The organism is Arthrobacter globiformis (assembly GCF_030815865.1).
GTDB classification, from domain to species: Bacteria; Actinomycetota; Actinomycetes; order Actinomycetales; family Micrococcaceae; genus Arthrobacter; species Arthrobacter globiformis_B.
Genome location: NZ_JAUSXI010000001.1, coordinates 1,400,771 through 1,414,213, shown reverse-complemented (window position 1 = coordinate 1,414,213; position 13,443 = coordinate 1,400,771). Strand labels below are relative to the sequence as shown.

Annotated in this window: 16 protein-coding genes and 1 pseudogene; 7 read left to right on the top strand and 10 right to left on the bottom strand. The window is 63.0% G+C overall.

Going from position 1 to position 13,443, the window contains the following annotated elements; genetic code table 11:
* The first annotated feature begins 58 nt into the window (after positions 1 to 58).
* From QFZ33_RS06600 to QFZ33_RS06590, 3 genes are read left to right on the top strand one after another with little or no spacing between them, the layout of a single operon-like run.
* The gene (locus QFZ33_RS06600; RefSeq protein WP_307025939.1) at positions 59 to 775 is read left to right on the top strand and encodes an SDR family oxidoreductase; all 717 of its coding nucleotides are present in this window, start codon (positions 59 to 61) and stop codon (positions 773 to 775) included.
* A gap of 48 nt (positions 776 to 823) precedes the next feature.
* Positions 824 to 1,348, top strand: coding sequence for a PaaI family thioesterase (locus QFZ33_RS06595; protein WP_307025937.1), 525 nt, complete (start codon positions 824 to 826; stop codon positions 1,346 to 1,348).
* The gene (locus QFZ33_RS06590) at positions 1,345 to 2,361 is read left to right on the top strand and encodes a TDT family transporter (RefSeq protein ID WP_307025931.1); all 1,017 of its coding nucleotides are present in this window, start codon (positions 1,345 to 1,347) and stop codon (positions 2,359 to 2,361) included. The genes QFZ33_RS06595 and QFZ33_RS06590 overlap by 4 nt, the downstream gene beginning before the upstream one ends.
* 65 nt (positions 2,362 to 2,426) lie before the next feature.
* Here the strand turns inward: QFZ33_RS06590 and QFZ33_RS06585 are convergent, their stop codons facing one another.
* The 6 genes and pseudogenes from QFZ33_RS06585 to QFZ33_RS06560 form a co-directional block, all read right to left on the bottom strand.
* Positions 2,427 to 2,558, bottom strand: coding sequence for a hypothetical protein (locus QFZ33_RS06585; RefSeq protein ID WP_307025929.1), 132 nt, complete (start codon positions 2,556 to 2,558; stop codon positions 2,427 to 2,429).
* Positions 2,559 to 2,607: 49 nt separating this feature from the next.
* On the bottom strand, positions 2,608 to 3,048 hold the full coding sequence (locus QFZ33_RS06580; protein WP_307025927.1) for a hypothetical protein: 441 nt from the start codon (positions 3,046 to 3,048) through the stop codon (positions 2,608 to 2,610).
* A 354-nt stretch (positions 3,049 to 3,402) separates the two neighbouring features.
* Complete coding sequence (locus QFZ33_RS06575) at positions 3,403 to 3,627, bottom strand: hypothetical protein (RefSeq protein WP_307025925.1); 225 nt, start codon at positions 3,625 to 3,627, stop codon at positions 3,403 to 3,405.
* A 57-nt stretch (positions 3,628 to 3,684) separates the two neighbouring features.
* Positions 3,685 to 4,098, bottom strand: a complete 414-nt coding sequence (locus QFZ33_RS06570; protein ID WP_307025923.1) for a hypothetical protein — start codon at positions 4,096 to 4,098, stop codon at positions 3,685 to 3,687.
* Positions 4,099 to 4,152: 54 nt separating this feature from the next.
* Positions 4,153 to 4,761 carry a hypothetical protein gene (locus QFZ33_RS06565; protein ID WP_307025921.1) on the bottom strand — a complete coding sequence of 203 codons (609 nt, stop codon included), beginning with the start codon at positions 4,759 to 4,761 and terminating at the stop codon, positions 4,153 to 4,155.
* Between the two features lie 793 nt (positions 4,762 to 5,554).
* Positions 5,555 to 6,842: pseudogene (locus QFZ33_RS06560) on the bottom strand (MFS transporter).
* 347 nt (positions 6,843 to 7,189) lie between these two features.
* On the opposite strand from QFZ33_RS06560, the gene QFZ33_RS06555 reads away from it, so the two are divergent.
* The 3 genes from QFZ33_RS06555 to QFZ33_RS06545 all read left to right on the top strand — a co-directional run bounded on the left by QFZ33_RS06555 (position 7,190) and on the right by QFZ33_RS06545 (position 8,835).
* On the top strand, positions 7,190 to 7,606 hold the full coding sequence (locus tag QFZ33_RS06555; protein WP_307025919.1) for an excalibur calcium-binding domain-containing protein: 417 nt from the start codon (positions 7,190 to 7,192) through the stop codon (positions 7,604 to 7,606).
* A gap of 259 nt (positions 7,607 to 7,865) precedes the next feature.
* Positions 7,866 to 8,321 carry a class F sortase gene (locus QFZ33_RS06550; protein ID WP_307025917.1) on the top strand — a complete coding sequence of 152 codons (456 nt, stop codon included), beginning with the start codon at positions 7,866 to 7,868 and terminating at the stop codon, positions 8,319 to 8,321.
* Positions 8,322 to 8,694: 373 nt separating this feature from the next.
* Positions 8,695 to 8,835 (top strand): hypothetical protein, encoded by a 141-nt coding sequence (locus QFZ33_RS06545; protein ID WP_307025915.1) that lies wholly within the window; start codon positions 8,695 to 8,697, stop codon positions 8,833 to 8,835.
* Between the two features lie 45 nt (positions 8,836 to 8,880).
* Here the strand turns inward: QFZ33_RS06545 and QFZ33_RS06540 are convergent, their stop codons facing one another.
* Positions 8,881 to 9,204: a hypothetical protein gene (locus QFZ33_RS06540; RefSeq protein WP_307025913.1), complete on the bottom strand. Its 324-nt coding sequence runs from the start codon at positions 9,202 to 9,204 to the stop codon at positions 8,881 to 8,883.
* Between the two features lie 160 nt (positions 9,205 to 9,364).
* Between QFZ33_RS06540 and QFZ33_RS06535 the strand changes: the two genes are divergently transcribed.
* The gene (locus QFZ33_RS06535; RefSeq protein WP_307025911.1) at positions 9,365 to 10,180 is read left to right on the top strand and encodes a slipin family protein; all 816 of its coding nucleotides are present in this window, start codon (positions 9,365 to 9,367) and stop codon (positions 10,178 to 10,180) included.
* 154 nt (positions 10,181 to 10,334) lie between these two features.
* Here the strand turns inward: QFZ33_RS06535 and QFZ33_RS06530 are convergent, their stop codons facing one another.
* From QFZ33_RS06530 to QFZ33_RS06520, 3 genes are all read right to left on the bottom strand, one after another.
* Complete coding sequence (locus tag QFZ33_RS06530; protein WP_307025908.1) at positions 10,335 to 11,477, bottom strand: nitrilase-related carbon-nitrogen hydrolase; 1,143 nt, start codon at positions 11,475 to 11,477, stop codon at positions 10,335 to 10,337.
* A gap of 51 nt (positions 11,478 to 11,528) precedes the next feature.
* A complete protein-coding gene (locus tag QFZ33_RS06525) occupies positions 11,529 to 12,293 on the bottom strand; it encodes an alpha/beta fold hydrolase (RefSeq protein ID WP_307025906.1) in 765 nt (254 codons plus the stop codon).
* A gap of 171 nt (positions 12,294 to 12,464) precedes the next feature.
* A complete protein-coding gene (locus QFZ33_RS06520) occupies positions 12,465 to 13,364 on the bottom strand; it encodes a diacylglycerol/lipid kinase family protein (RefSeq protein WP_307025904.1) in 900 nt (299 codons plus the stop codon).
* Positions 13,365 to 13,443: the final 79 nt, after the last annotated feature.

The window sequence follows — 13,443 nt, the reverse complement described above, 5'->3', positions numbered from 1 at the left end:
TGAAACTCCGAGGCCGCGACAACCTGCGTCGCCGCCAAATCCGACATCAGGAGAATTCATGCCACTGCTATCTGGCGCCGTCGTCCTTGTCACCGGCGCGAACGGGGGCTTGGGCCGCGAGCTCGTGGAACAGGCCCTCACCCGGGGTGCTGCAAAGGTGTACGCAACCGCCCGCCGTCCGCAAGAGTGGAACGATTCCCGGGTCGTCGCCCTCGCTCTGGACATCACCGATCCCGACTCAATCCGGGCCGCCGTTGCCCAGGCGCAGGACGTGACGGTCCTGATCAACAACGCCGGCATGAGCGTCGAGTCGGACGCCCTGTTGGCACTCCCCGACGAGCAGATCCGTGAAGTCATGGAAACCAACTTCTTCGGACCGGTCGCCCTGACCAGGGCGTTCGCTCCGGTGCTCGCCGCCAGCGGGACATCAGCGGTCCTCAACATCCACTCGGTGCTCAGCTGGATCGCGCTCGCCGGCGCCTACAGCGCGTCAAAGGCGGCGCTGTGGTCGGCGACCAACTCCTTCCGGGTGGAGCTGGCGCCCCAAGGCACGCAGGTCACGGGTGTGCACGTCGGCTACATCGACACTGCCATGGCCAAGGGCGTGGAGGGCCCGAAGACCTCCCCCGGGGAAGTCGCGCGGAAGTCGTTCGACGGGCTCGAGCAGGGTGATTACGAGGTCATCGTGGACGAAATCAGCGCCGGAGTGAAGCTCGGCCTGTCTGGTCCGATCTCGGATCTGTACCCTGCCCTGGCTGCCAATGCCCCGGTATGACGGCGACCCAACCTGAAGACCTGCAGAGAACCTGAAGAGGAAATCCCCATGTCAACCAACACCTCGGCGGAACGCTCGGAAACCTTCACCTGGATGGATCCGGCAATCGCGCTCGAACAGCTGCCACGGCTGTCGGGCCTGGACTACTTTTCCGGCCTCCGCGACGGCAGCATTGCGCCGCCGCCGATCGCTTCCCTCATGAATTTCGATCTCGTCGAGGCGAAGTACGGACACGTCGAGTTCCAGTGCGAGCCGGGAGAAGCGCACTACAACCCCCTCGGAATGGTGCACGGCGGCCTGGCATGCACGCTCCTCGACACGGTACTCGGCTGCGCAGCACACAGCACCCTGGAAGCAGGGATCGGGTACACCTCCATCGACCTGGCGGTCAAGTACCTGCGACCCATCACGCTTCACAAAGGTGCTCTTCGCGCAGAGGGGTCAGTGGTGAAATCCGGCTCACGGGTGATATTCACCGAAGGCCGCCTCAGCACCGCCAGAGGTGAACTCCTCGCCACCGCCACGAGCACGCTGCTCATCTTCAACCACCAACCGGGCGGACTGACGAAATGACCGATACCGGCACCATCGCGGCGCTGACGCCGGCCGTTCAGGAGCCCGCCTTGCCCAGGGCCACCCCTTCGGGAATGCCGGCCTTGAGCCGCTTCGGGATTCCCTTGGGGCTTGCCGGTCTCGGCGGCGGCTGGTCCGCTGCGAGGAGCTCTCTCGGATCCCCCGTGTGGCCGGAGGAAATCCTGTACGGAGCAGCCAGCTCTCTGTGGCTGGTCCTGACCGCCCTCTACGTGTTCCGGGGCCTTCGCCGAAAAGGAGCATTCAGGGCCGACCTGAGACATGAACTGGCGGGACCGTTTGCGTCCTTCATCCCGTTGGTGGGGATCCTGCTTTCGGCGCACTACAGCCAGTATCTGCCGCGCTGGGGCGCCTGGCTGTGCGTGGCTTTCATTGCCGCCCTTGCCATTGTCGCTGCCCAGCTCCTCGCCCACTGGGTCACCGGCGGGGTGTCCATGCAATCCATCCATCCCGGCTACTTGCTGCCCGTCGTGCCGGGATTTTTCGTGGCCAGCATTGGATTCACAAGCATCCATGCCCCTGATGCGGCCATGGCAGCGTTTGGGATTGGCGCGTTCTTCTGGCTGGTCATAGGAACCGTCGTCACCGTCCGGCTGATGACCGGCGGCGAGGTGCCGCCAGCCGCTAGGACCGGACTGTCCGCGTATTTGGCTGCGCCTGCAACGGCCAACATCGCCTGGATGGTGTCACATCCAGGACCCGTGGGGGCAGTGCAGCTCGGTCTCACAGGCGTGCTGGTGATCATGGCGCTGATGCAGGTCATGCTCCTCCCCGAGTACCGCAAGCTTCCCTTTACCCAGATGTTCTGGGTATTCACCTTTCCTGTCGGTGCCACCGCGAACTATTCCATCCGCTGGCTTGCAACAACGGCCCTCCCCGGCCGGGAAATTTACGCCTGGACGGTGCTCGGCATCGCAACAGCCTTCACCTTGGTCATTGCCGTCCGCACCGCGCCGACAGGAAGTCCACGACGAAGCGGCCGCGCAGGCCGCTGACGAAACCATTACGAGGACGTGAACACCGGACCCCACCGCGCTCTTCATGTCGCCGGCCGTAGCGATTACGCCGTCTTCCGCTCCGGCCAGAGCAGCGAGACCACGAACGTGACGGCACTCAGCCCGAGCATGACCAGCACGACGCGGCCCCAGTTCTCCTGGTTAACGCCCGTGCGGTAGAAGATGCCGATCAACACGGTGGCGATGATGGCGCCGACGTAGTGGCAGGTCTGGAAGACCCCCTTGCTACGTCTTTGCTTCGCGCGTCACGAGCGTGCCACCCAGCTTAGGCTGAAGGGTGGCAACGTCCTCGTTGTTTACTATCCAGTTTTCTCCGACCAGGATTTTCATTCCGATCACATCGGAGAATTGCTTCATGTTAGCAACCACCTGGTCCTTGTCAGACGACGAGGAATAGATGGAAAGGACGGCGTCCTCCCCGCATGTTGCCGACTCTGCGGCGAGAGTAACGGCGTTACCTTCGTTATATGTTGAGCACTGGCCGCCTACTTCAAGGAACGCATCCTTCAGTGCCTCCACGGAACTGTAGTGCTCTCCGTTCGGGGGCACCGTCTTCGTCGGCGTGGGTGTTTCAGAGGGGGCCGAAGAAGGCCCTGCCCCGCACCCTGTGAGGACTGCGGCGCTTAGCAGCAGTGCTGTCGCCGCCAATGATTTTCGATAAGGCATGTTTGATCCTCTGCTGTGGGGGGCTGGGCCGCCCTTCGACGCCACAGCGGCTTACTGTCCAACTCTTACTGGATGAGCTTGGGCTTATTGGTTCTATGCGCCCTACCAGCGCATCCTTCCATCCAAACCGGAGGTGCACATCACTGGCTTCCCCGTCTTACTGGATGTACGTGTCCGGCGGCCGGAACGGGGGCCGCCGCCTCCGGTTGCGCCTGTCGCAGAAGCGCGGCTACTCCTCAACGAAACGGCCACGTCCTTGCGGTCTAGTTACTCCTGCCGACTCTCGCCAGGAGTCGCGTGCGGCCTTGTAGTCGGGTATCAGGTCCGTAGTCTTCTCAGCCGCCTCATCCAACGTCATGTGCTCACTGCCCACTTCAGGACATCCGTGGTGGTTCCCACCACTTCCCCCGTCGCGGTGAGCCCATCATCAGTCAGGTAAGTGCTTTGATACAGGTGGCCGGCACGGTTTCGACAATCTTTCGGCTGGTTCGCAGCCGCCGCCGAGCAGACCTTCTGCTCCATCGTCCCCACCGATACGGCGACGGCACCCACCAGTAGGCCAACAATCAGCAGCGTCACCGGCTGGCCCCATCGCCTTTTCGGCTTGGGCGGGAATATCCCGCCCAAGCTCGTTACCTACTCAGCCAGCGCTCGGCACTCCGAGACGACGGTGCCCAGCGGCTGCTTCTGCGCGTCCAGCTCATCCTTCAGATCCTTCATCTTCTGAGTGGCCGCATTGAGCGCCACGGGATCCCGGTCACCCGCTGCCCCGATTGCCTCACCGCCAATCGGTCCCAGCTGCGAGATAGTGGAGATGAGATCCGCGGCCTTGTCCAGCGCTTCGATGCAGGACGGCGGCGTGACCTCCTTGACCACCGGAACCTCCTTCTCGACAACCTTCTCGACGGTCACAGGCTCGGGCTTGGCGCCAACGCCAGCTCCAAATCCAAGGACCAGGCCGGCGACAGCCAGGCCAGCCGGCAGGAACCACTTCGACTTTCGCTTCCGTTTGGGCTGCTCCGGTGCCGGCTGTGGCGCTACTGGACCCATCTGGTAGGTGCCTGGTGCGTCATTTACGATGCTAATTATGTTCCCCTTGAGAAATTAGAAGGCGAACTCAAAGCCGCTGTTGCCGCCGCTGAGTGCATTGTTCATGATGAGCGTTCCGGTGGGCTGCGGCACGTCCAGGACGATGACGCCAGTCACCTTCTCGTCCGGACCCATACCCGCCATCGGGAGCGTCTTGTCCTGCGCCAGGCAACCGAACGACGGCCCGGTGCTGAGCATTCCGTTGAAGGTGGTGCCATTCTTTGCGATGAACTTGAAGTTGCCGGCATTCAAATCGAACTTCGGGTAGCTGGCATCGGCCAGTGCCGGCGTGGTCTGGATGGCCACAGTAACGAACACGAAGTTGCCGTTCTCGGCAGGCTGCGCGTAGGGCTCGGTGCAGGCGCCCTTGGCGATCTTGGTGACCGTCACCTTCGCCGTCTCCTTGTCGGAGAGCGAATCGCTGAATGATGCCGTTGCGCCTACTTTGGAGATGAAGTTGCCACGCGACGACTTGGCCGGATCTGCTTTCTTCGTCTCGACCTGCTTCTCTACGGGATCGGCCGACGCGGGTCCGGATGTCGCCGGTGCGCTGGAGCCACAAGCGGACAGGGAGAGTGCAGCGCCGATAAGGGCGAGGGATGGGAGGGACTTCGTCCACTTCATGGTGTGTATTGCCTTTCAGATGCAAGTATTAGTGCGTGCATCGACTCACGACGATGCGTCATTGTTGTTACCGGATGGTTGTTTCTGCTGATCCAGTGAGGGCGGAGAGTTGGGGAAGGCGGCGGAACGACGCCACGCCTTTGCATTGCTCGACGTCGTTTTCCCCGCTAAAAAGGCCCGGCAAGTAGCCGGGCCCTTTTCTAAGCCGATTTTGTTTCTCGTACGAAGCTTATTTCACCCGCGCCCGGGAAAATTAAAAACTGCGTTGATCTTGAGACAACGTTGACTCAGTCTTGAGCCAATCTTGAGAGTTCTCGTCGCAATCGGATTGCAGTGCTTCACAGTTTGAACAGGGGAGCGGATAGCCTGTGAGCGGGAAGCACCACCACGGCGAACGCGTTACGCCTTCATGACTTCACCGCGCTGCAGTCGAGCCGGTAGGGCTCCGCCGCCATCGATGGCTTCACGGAGCAGCCCCAGCAACCGCTGGTTGAGGTCGTGGACGCGCAGGGTGTTTCAGTATCGACGTCCCCCCGGTGATGCTGCTGAAGGCCCCCTCGCACAGGACCTGGAAGTGGTGTGTAGATGTGGACTTGTTGACCTGAAGTTCAAACGCGATGCACGCCTGGTCATTGTGGCCGTCCGCCAGTTGGCGGGCGGGCGGTCGGCCAGAGCAGGCCAGCACGGCGTCGAACTGGATGCATGGCCGCCTGGACGGAACTGGCACTGGGCCCATAGCCGAACACGCCCTCAGCCCAGTTCCGCACTCACGGCAACTGCCGCCGTCGTTCGTCTACGCCGCCTTCCGCTCGCGCCACAGCAGCGAGACCACCAACGTCACCGCGCTCAGTGCCAGCATGACCAGCACCACGCGGCCCCAGTTCTCCTGATTGACCCCGGTGCTGTAGAAGATGCCGATCATCACGGTGGCGCTGATGGCGCCGACGTACCGGCAGGTCTGGAAGATCCCGGCGGCCACTCCCCTGTCCTCCGGCGCGGCGGAGAGGTACAGCCCCTGGTTGGAGGCGATGCTGACCGACCCGTACGGCACGCCCATCAGGGCGGTCAGCACCAGCACCAGCAGGACGGCGAACGATGCCGTCAGCAGCCACAGCGCCGCTGCCGCCACTGTCAGGAGTACGACGCCGGCAATCAGCACCCGCCGGACGCCGAACCGGTCGATCGCGCGGACGGCGAGCGGGGTGACGACGACGGACATGGCCGCCAGCGGCAGCATCAGAACGCCCACCAGGCCGGGGTTGTAGCCGGCGGCCTCCTGCAGCAGCTGCGGCAGGCCGAAAAACGCGAAGTAGTAGACGCCGCTGAACACCGTGAAGCCTAGGTACACCAACAGCAGAGGCCGGTTCCTGCCGAGCAGCCGCAGGTCCAGGAACGGGCGGTTGAAGCTCAGCTCGCGCCAGGCGAACAGCACGGCGAGCACCATCGCCCCCGACGAGCAGCCACCAGCGGTATCCAGGAAGCGCGTTCAGCAGGCCCATGAGCAGCAACACCATGCCGCCGACGAACGCGAGGATGCCCGGGATGTCCGAGTCGCGCAGGAGGCTGGCGATGCTGCCCTGTTCCCGTGCTTTGTCCGGCGGCGCGGCCTTCCGCACGATAAGCAGGGCGGCCAGAGCCAACGGCACGTTGATCAGGAACAGCGCCTCCCAGCCGACCAGGCTAACCAACAGGCCGCCGACCACCGGACCCACCGCAGCACCAGAGGTGTTGGCCATCTGTATGCGACCCAGCGGCCTTGTTGAAGTCGTGTCGGCCAGCCTGGCCAGCGTGCCGACCATGACGACGGCGCTCGGGTACGCCGTCGCCGTTCCAAGCGCCATGAGCGCGCGGGCGACGCAGACCCAAACGAAGTTGGGCGAGAACGGCGCCAGCGCGCAGGTCAGAGCCACCAGCGCCATGCCGAGCATGAACAGCTTCCGGGGCCCGAACCGATCAGCCAGCCTTCCCATCAGCGGCTGGCCCGCGGCGGAGGTGATGTAGAAGGCGGTGATCACCCAGGTGACCGTGGCGACGTCGAGCCTGAAATCCTCGCGCAGCACCACCAGGGCGACGGCGATCATCGACGAGTTCAGCGGGTTCAGCGACGTGCCAAGGCTAAGGCCTGCCACGGCGAGTCCGGTGCGGTGGCCGGTTTGGTTGCCAGTGCGGGGAGTGTTGCTCACGGCAACAGTCTTCCGTACAGCCGGCCCAAGTCCCCAACTTCGGCGGTAAACGACCCAGCGTAGCACCGTAACGCCGACCCCATTATGCGGTGCGCGTCACATTGACTGTTCAACCATTTTGGCTGATATAACTTGCAGGGCAAATGCCAATATCACTCGCCCGCAGGGCTAGCTGCAGACTTCCCCCTTCACTGAATGGTCCTGCACTCGCTCTGCTTGGCGCGCACCAAAGAATGGGGATCAAGATGAAAAAGAGCGTATCTGTCCTGGCAGTAGCCGCAGTGGTCGGACTGTCAGCGATGACAGCTACCCCGGCCAACGCAACAACCGGTGGCTTCCCGAACTGCGACGCGGCAGCAGCCGCTGGCGCCTTCAACATCCCGGTGGGGGCACCGGGGTATGCGCCGCGCCTCGACCGGGACAAAGACGGCATCGCGTGTGAAACTCCCGGCGCCGGCAGCGGAACCACGAATGTCGCTCCGGCCCCAGCTGTCGGTAACCAGGTTCCCGCTCAGGTGGCACAGATGCCGGTCGGCGGCGCCGCCACCGGCGTTGCTCAGGAACCGCACAATGGCACGGACTTCCTCGCGCTGGGTGGCCTTGCCGTCGCCGCCGTGGCCGGATCGATGATCCTGCGCCGCCGCGCGTCCGTCCAGGCATAACGCTTCGGAATCGGAAACGAAGCGTCGTATGACTAGCTCGACCAGCGCCCGTCGCAGATGCCACCTGGCGTCTGCGACGGTCGCTTTGCTACTACTAACTGGCTGCGCAACGAGCACTTCTGCACAGACGGCCGCAATGCCGGCGGCAGCCACTGTTACGCCTGCGTCTCCTGTGGAGTCCGCATCTCCCGTCGAGGCTGCGGCTGCCACCGGGGCCGCGGTGTCATCTGCACGGCCTACCCCTGCGTCACAGGAGGCCTTGCCAGCATCGGACCCAGTTTCCGTCAGCGTTGATTCCGCTGGCATCGAGTCGGAACTGCTAAGTCTCGGCCTCAAGGATGACGGTTCGCTGGAAGTGCCCCCGGACGGTCCCGGCGCCCCGGCTGGCTGGTACAACGGGTCTCCCACACCTGGTGAACGCGGTCCGGCCGTCCTTCTTGGACACGTCAATGCGACTGGCGGAGGTCCCGGTGTCTTCGCAAACCTGCGCGACCTTAGAGAGGGCGACCTCATCAGGGTTGCCCGTCAGGATGGAATCACAAGTGTTTTCGCGTTTGATCACGCTAACCAGTACTCCAAGGACGCGTTCCCGACACAGACCGTTTACGGGAACACTGAAGGTCCGGAGCTTCGGCTCATCACATGTGACGGTTACGATCCCGCGACGGGTCTATTCGACGACAACTATGTTGTCTATGCGAAACTCATCACATAAATTGCCTGTCCTGCCTGCGGTGAAGTTGTGGGAGATTCAAACGACATCACACTAAAAAACGTGTCGGTCGAAGTGCGCAAAGGGGGGGTTTGGTGCGCTTACCAAACCACCCCTTTGTCCTCATCGGGCGCCTGCTTCAGGCGCCTTATTCAAAGTCGCTTCACCGTACGGCGATCCCGGCGACAACCTGAACAAATCCTGCACAAATCTCGTTGCTTGACCGGTTCTTGAGCCCTGCCCGGCATAGTCGCTCACATCAAAGCCAAGGCTCAGGGCGCGCAGGAAAGGACAGGGCCATGAATGCTAGGACGCCAGTCAGCATACCGACAGCCATTGGACTGCTGATGAGGTTAAAGAGAAGCTCGGGCGGGAGTTGGAATCCGATCCGGGCCTGGCCGAATTCCTTGCCGCAGCCCCCGACGTGGCGCGCGCCCTCAAAGCCGTCCTGAACCTAGACCTCGGCCAACTGGCCGAGCGGCTGGTCAGGGCAGAGATCAGCGCCATCTTGCATTAGTGCGGATGTGGAGCGGCGGAGATGCCTGCTTCCACCGGACATTTCCTAATCCGTAGGGCTCACCGATGATCGTTGCTGGTGCAGGGTTTCCTGATAGTCCTCGTCGGACCTTTCATCCCGGGGTTCATCGTAAGGATAGCCACCCGGAAGCGACCCTTTGGCAAGACTGCGCAGGACCAAGTGAGGCAGCGAGGTATGACCGTCAGCCACGACGACGGACACCGTGCCCGATGTCGGACTGCGAATTTTGGCGTTTGCCATCTGGTCAATGCTGGCCGCGCTGGTCCCGCCCAGAAAAATGACTGCCAAAGCCGCTATTCCAGGCACAAAAACCCTTCTCCAAAGCCCCATTGATTGATCATTGTTCACGAACATGAGGGCAGCGACAGAAAGCCCCTAGAAGAGGCTGTGAGAGCACTCCAAGAGCCTCGTTTACACCCTTTGCATGGGAAAATAGAGCAAGGACAATTGTCACGGCGCCGGACCCGGCACCGGCACGTCCCGCTTAAAAGACCAGGAGGGGATCCTGATGGACCCCACCACCATTGTCGTTGTCATCGTCCTCGTCGTACTGCTGCTCATCGTTGCGAAAATGTCGATCCGGATCGTGCGCCAATATGAGAAGGGCGTGCTCTTCCGCCTCGGCAGGGTCGCCGGAGTCAGGGATCCAGGCCTGCGGCTGATCATCCCTGTCATCGACCGGCTGCCGCTGGTGAGCCTGCGGATCGTGACCATGCCCATCCAGTCCCAGGGCATCATCACCCAGGACAACGTGAGCGTCGACGTCTCAGCGGTTGCATACTACCGGGTGGTCGACGCTGTGAAGTCCGTCGTCGCAATCGAAAACGTGGCCGCTGCCATCGACCAGATTGCCCAGACAACCCTGCGGAAAGTCGTCGGCCAACACACCCTTGACCAGACCTTGTCCGAGACCGGACGGATCAACGTCGACATCCGTGAAATCCTCGACGTGCTCACCGTCGAATGGGGCGTAGAAGTCACCTTGGTGGAGCTCAAGGACATCCAGCTGCCCGAAAGCATGAAGCGCGCCATGGCCCGCCAGGCTGAAGCCGAACGCGAAAAAAGGGCGAAGATCATCGCTGCCGAAGGCGAAGCCATCGCCGCAGCGGCCCTCGGAGACGCCTCCGACACCATGATGGCCCACCCGCTGGCCCTGCAGCTAAGGAACCTGCAGTCCCTGGTCGAAATCGGCGTCGACAAGAACACCACAGTCGTCTTCCCCGCCCCGCTGATGAGCACCATCGGTGAACTCTCGGCGTTCCTTGCCCGCGAAAACCTGGCCGCGGCAGCCTCCAGCGACAAGACGCCCATCAAAGCGGCATGACCTCCCAGCAGATAGACCCCCACCCGTCAGTCGGCGGCGCGGGAAAACCCGCCAATGGGAGCTAAAGTCGCACATTTTGTTGCACCCTGGGTTTTGTAGCGAAACTCAAGGCCGGTTTCTACGTGCCGGTTCCCCTGAGGAATCATGCTCCGCCCTACAGCAGCCGCCGCTGCCGGAACATCGGGAACTGCTCCTTCACCCGCGCCACCGTCCCCAGCGAAACCTCCACCGACCACACTCCGGGCTCCAGCCCGAGGTCGGCTTCAACGTACCCCATCGGGTCCACCAGCAGGCTTCGTCCAACCGACACCGGCGGGGCCTGGCAAACGCCCGCCACATACACGCTGTTATCAATCGCCCGGGCGGCATTCAAAGCCAGCCACTGCTCCGTCTTGTGCGTGCCCGGCACCCACGACGAACAGACCAGCAGCACCTGCGCGCCGGCGTCGGCCAGGGAGCGGGCCAGTTCCGGGAACCGCAGGTCGTAACAGGTCATCAGGCCGAACCGCGCTCCCCCGGCCTCGAACACCACAGGCTCGGTGGACAGACCTGGCTTGATGAACCGCGACTCCCCGAAACCCTGGGCGTCGAACAGGTGGATCTTCCGGTACACGGCCAGCCGGGAGCCGTCAGGTCCGAAGGCCACCAGCGTGTTGTAGGCCCGGGCCTCCTCCTCGGCCGTTTCCACCACGCCCGCCACCAGCGTGATGCCGTGGCGGGCGGCGGTGGCGGAGAGTTGCCGGCAGACCGGTGCCGTCCAGCGGCTCGGCCACCGCAGGGAACGAGGCGTCCACGGTCTTCTTCCCGTACGTGGCGTACTCCGGGAAGGCCACCAGCGCGGCGCCGTCGCCGCGAACCGGTCGATGGCGGCCAGGTTGGCCCCGGCGTCCGTGCCGGACTCCAGCTGCCCGAGGGCTATCCTCACGCCCGTTCTTTCCATCCCTTGAGCATCCAGTACAGAACCTAAAGCACCTCCGCCGTAGGCGGCGCGCTCGACGGTGGCCTTCTCCGTCGTCGTCATCTCCGGCGGCGCGGCACGGAAGCCCCGCGTGATCAGCGCCAGCACCACGATGCCAAGCGCCAGCCACGACAGTCCCAGCGTAATGGCGTTGCTGTCCAGCTGGGAGAGCAGGTAGGCGCAGACGATGGCGCCCACCGCCGGGACCGCTATGTAGAAAACGGCATTCAGCTGCTCCCCCGCACGGCGCCGGCGCACGTAGCGGAACACCACGGAGGCGTTGACCAGCGTGAAGGCGGTGAAGGCACCGAAGTTGATGAACGACGTCGACGTGGCCACGCCAGGAAGATCGCCGAGCGGGCCAATACTCCATCCCGTCAGCGCGTGGTCCTAGGTGTGGATGAGGGCGAGTATGTCTGCGGCCATCCGGGCCGCTGCCCCGTGCTGAACGATGTGCGGTTCGCCCGGTATCTCGACAAACCGCCCGTGCCGGGCAATAGCGGAAAGTTTTCGGCACCAGGACCTCGGCGCGACCGGGTCGCGTGAACCGCGGGCCACCAGGACAGGCTGGAGGACCTGGCTGAGACGTTCCTCGAGGTCATAGGACATCATCACCGGGAGTTCAGTCAGGTACCAGCGCAGGCCGGAGCGAACGTAGTCGGTGAAGACGATCGCATTGCCTGAGGGGCTTTCCATGAGTGAATCCAGGCCCAGCCGCAGGGATTGTCGCAGGACGCTGCGGCGTGCTGAGTCCACGACAGGCCCAATCAGCACGACGTGTGAGACCAGGTCCGGGTGCAGGACGGCTAATTCCGTGGCGAACTGGGTACCCATCGAGTGCCCAACCACGACGACCGGCCCGGTTCCGAGGGTCTCGAGCGTGCCGGCGATGACCGCCGCGTATTCCGCGACCGATATCTGCCGGTCGGGCTTTGCTGCTGCGCCGAACCCAGGCAGATCAATGGAGTGGGTGTCTCCGTGCCCGGCCAGCAGAGTCTGAAGCCTGCGGTAGTAGCGGTGGGACATCCCGATGCCGTGAAGCAGTACGAAGACCGGGCCTGCGGATCTAGTGTGGGGTCCGGCCAGTGAATACACGTGGGAGGAAAGCGAGCCGGCGGTGATCACCTTGGCCCTCATCTCCGTCGGAACACTCATCCCAAGGCTTCCTTTCATTCCGGGCTTTCCGCTAGTAGAAGGCGGGCACCCTTGCGATCCGTGGTTTCACCTTACGGCAACGGCCAGTCAGCGGCTGGGCGTCATTCATCCGGCCCGGCGCGGCCCGGGTTATGACGTCCCACGGACCGTCAGGGTTCAAGACGTGACCGGCTACCCGAGTATTGGCAGGGCGGACGGAGCGCTCTCTAACTTAACGGCGGTCCTTGCCGCCACGGACTTCACTTCCCCGTCGATCTGGTACGGAAGCGGTTTGAGCGTGGTGAATTCGTAGCTGCTGACACTGGGCTGGTCCCCCAGACCCTGGGTAGTGGCCCGCAGCGCTGTCAGCAGCACCCTCCACTTGGACATGTGCGGGAAAATGATCACTTCGAATTTTCCGTCTGAAGCTTTGTCATCTGCTTCGCTGAGTGTGGCGTATTTGGCCATTTCGGCGATGTTGGCGAAGACGAGGCTGTCGAACTTTCGGCGCTTTCCATCCGTCTGGCGTATTTCGAAGGGCTTGAACTTCGAAAATGTGCGCACCACGGAGAACATTTCCTTCAGGGCGCCCTTGCTTCCTTTTTCAAGGTCGATCGCCACCACCGGTGTCAGCCCGAAGCCGATGTAGGAGTGGGCGTATTCAGCCGCCGTGCCGGGTCCCTGGCGGTTATGGATGCGCAGCAGGTCGATGTGCCGTACGTGGCCCTCGGCGATGGCTTCTTCGAGCGGTTTGGTGCCTATGGTCCGCCGGTGGTCGTTGGCGTTGCCTGCGGCCATGACAGCACACACGGCCTCGGGATTACCGGCTTGCATCACACCGTTGACTACTTCGTTGTAGCCCCCGTCCCCGCTGACAGAGACAACCAGCACGTTCCTCCTGCTGATGCAGGCCTCACGGGCCATCTCCACGGCGTGCCCGGCGTGACTGGTCGGCTGAAGCCTGATCTCGGGCGAGTAGGTGAGGAGTTCAGCCAGGCGATCCCGGAGCTTTTCCGCAAGTTTTGGCGCGTCTCCGGTGCTGTTGGGGTTGAAGATGATGACTATCGATTCGAAAGTTCGTACAGGATTCAACTGTCCACTCCAAGTCTGATGGGCGCCACGCTCGGCCCGATCCCGTCGGGAACTCGCTCGTAGCGACATGCGGAGTCGC

Bases quoted from the DNA above. Each gene is read 5' to 3' on its own strand.
- QFZ33_RS06600 (WP_307025939.1), top strand. From the start codon at position 59: ATGCCACTGCTATCTGGCGCCGTCGTCCTTGTCACCGGCGCGAACGGG.
- QFZ33_RS06570 (WP_307025923.1), bottom strand. From the start codon at position 4,098: ATGGGTCCAGTAGCGCCACAGCCGGCACCGGAGCAGCCCAAACGGAAG.
- QFZ33_RS06565 (WP_307025921.1), bottom strand. From the start codon at position 4,761: ATGAAGTGGACGAAGTCCCTCCCATCCCTCGCCCTTATCGGCGCTGCA.
- QFZ33_RS06555 (WP_307025919.1), top strand. From the start codon at position 7,190: ATGAAAAAGAGCGTATCTGTCCTGGCAGTAGCCGCAGTGGTCGGACTG.
- QFZ33_RS06525 (WP_307025906.1), bottom strand. From the start codon at position 12,293: ATGAGTGTTCCGACGGAGATGAGGGCCAAGGTGATCACCGCCGGCTCG.
- QFZ33_RS06535 (WP_307025911.1), top strand. From the start codon at position 9,365: ATGGACCCCACCACCATTGTCGTTGTCATCGTCCTCGTCGTACTGCTG.
- QFZ33_RS06590 (WP_307025931.1), top strand. From the start codon at position 1,345: ATGACCGATACCGGCACCATCGCGGCGCTGACGCCGGCCGTTCAGGAG.
- QFZ33_RS06595 (WP_307025937.1), top strand. From the start codon at position 824: ATGTCAACCAACACCTCGGCGGAACGCTCGGAAACCTTCACCTGGATG.
- QFZ33_RS06580 (WP_307025927.1), bottom strand. From the start codon at position 3,048: ATGCCTTATCGAAAATCATTGGCGGCGACAGCACTGCTGCTAAGCGCC.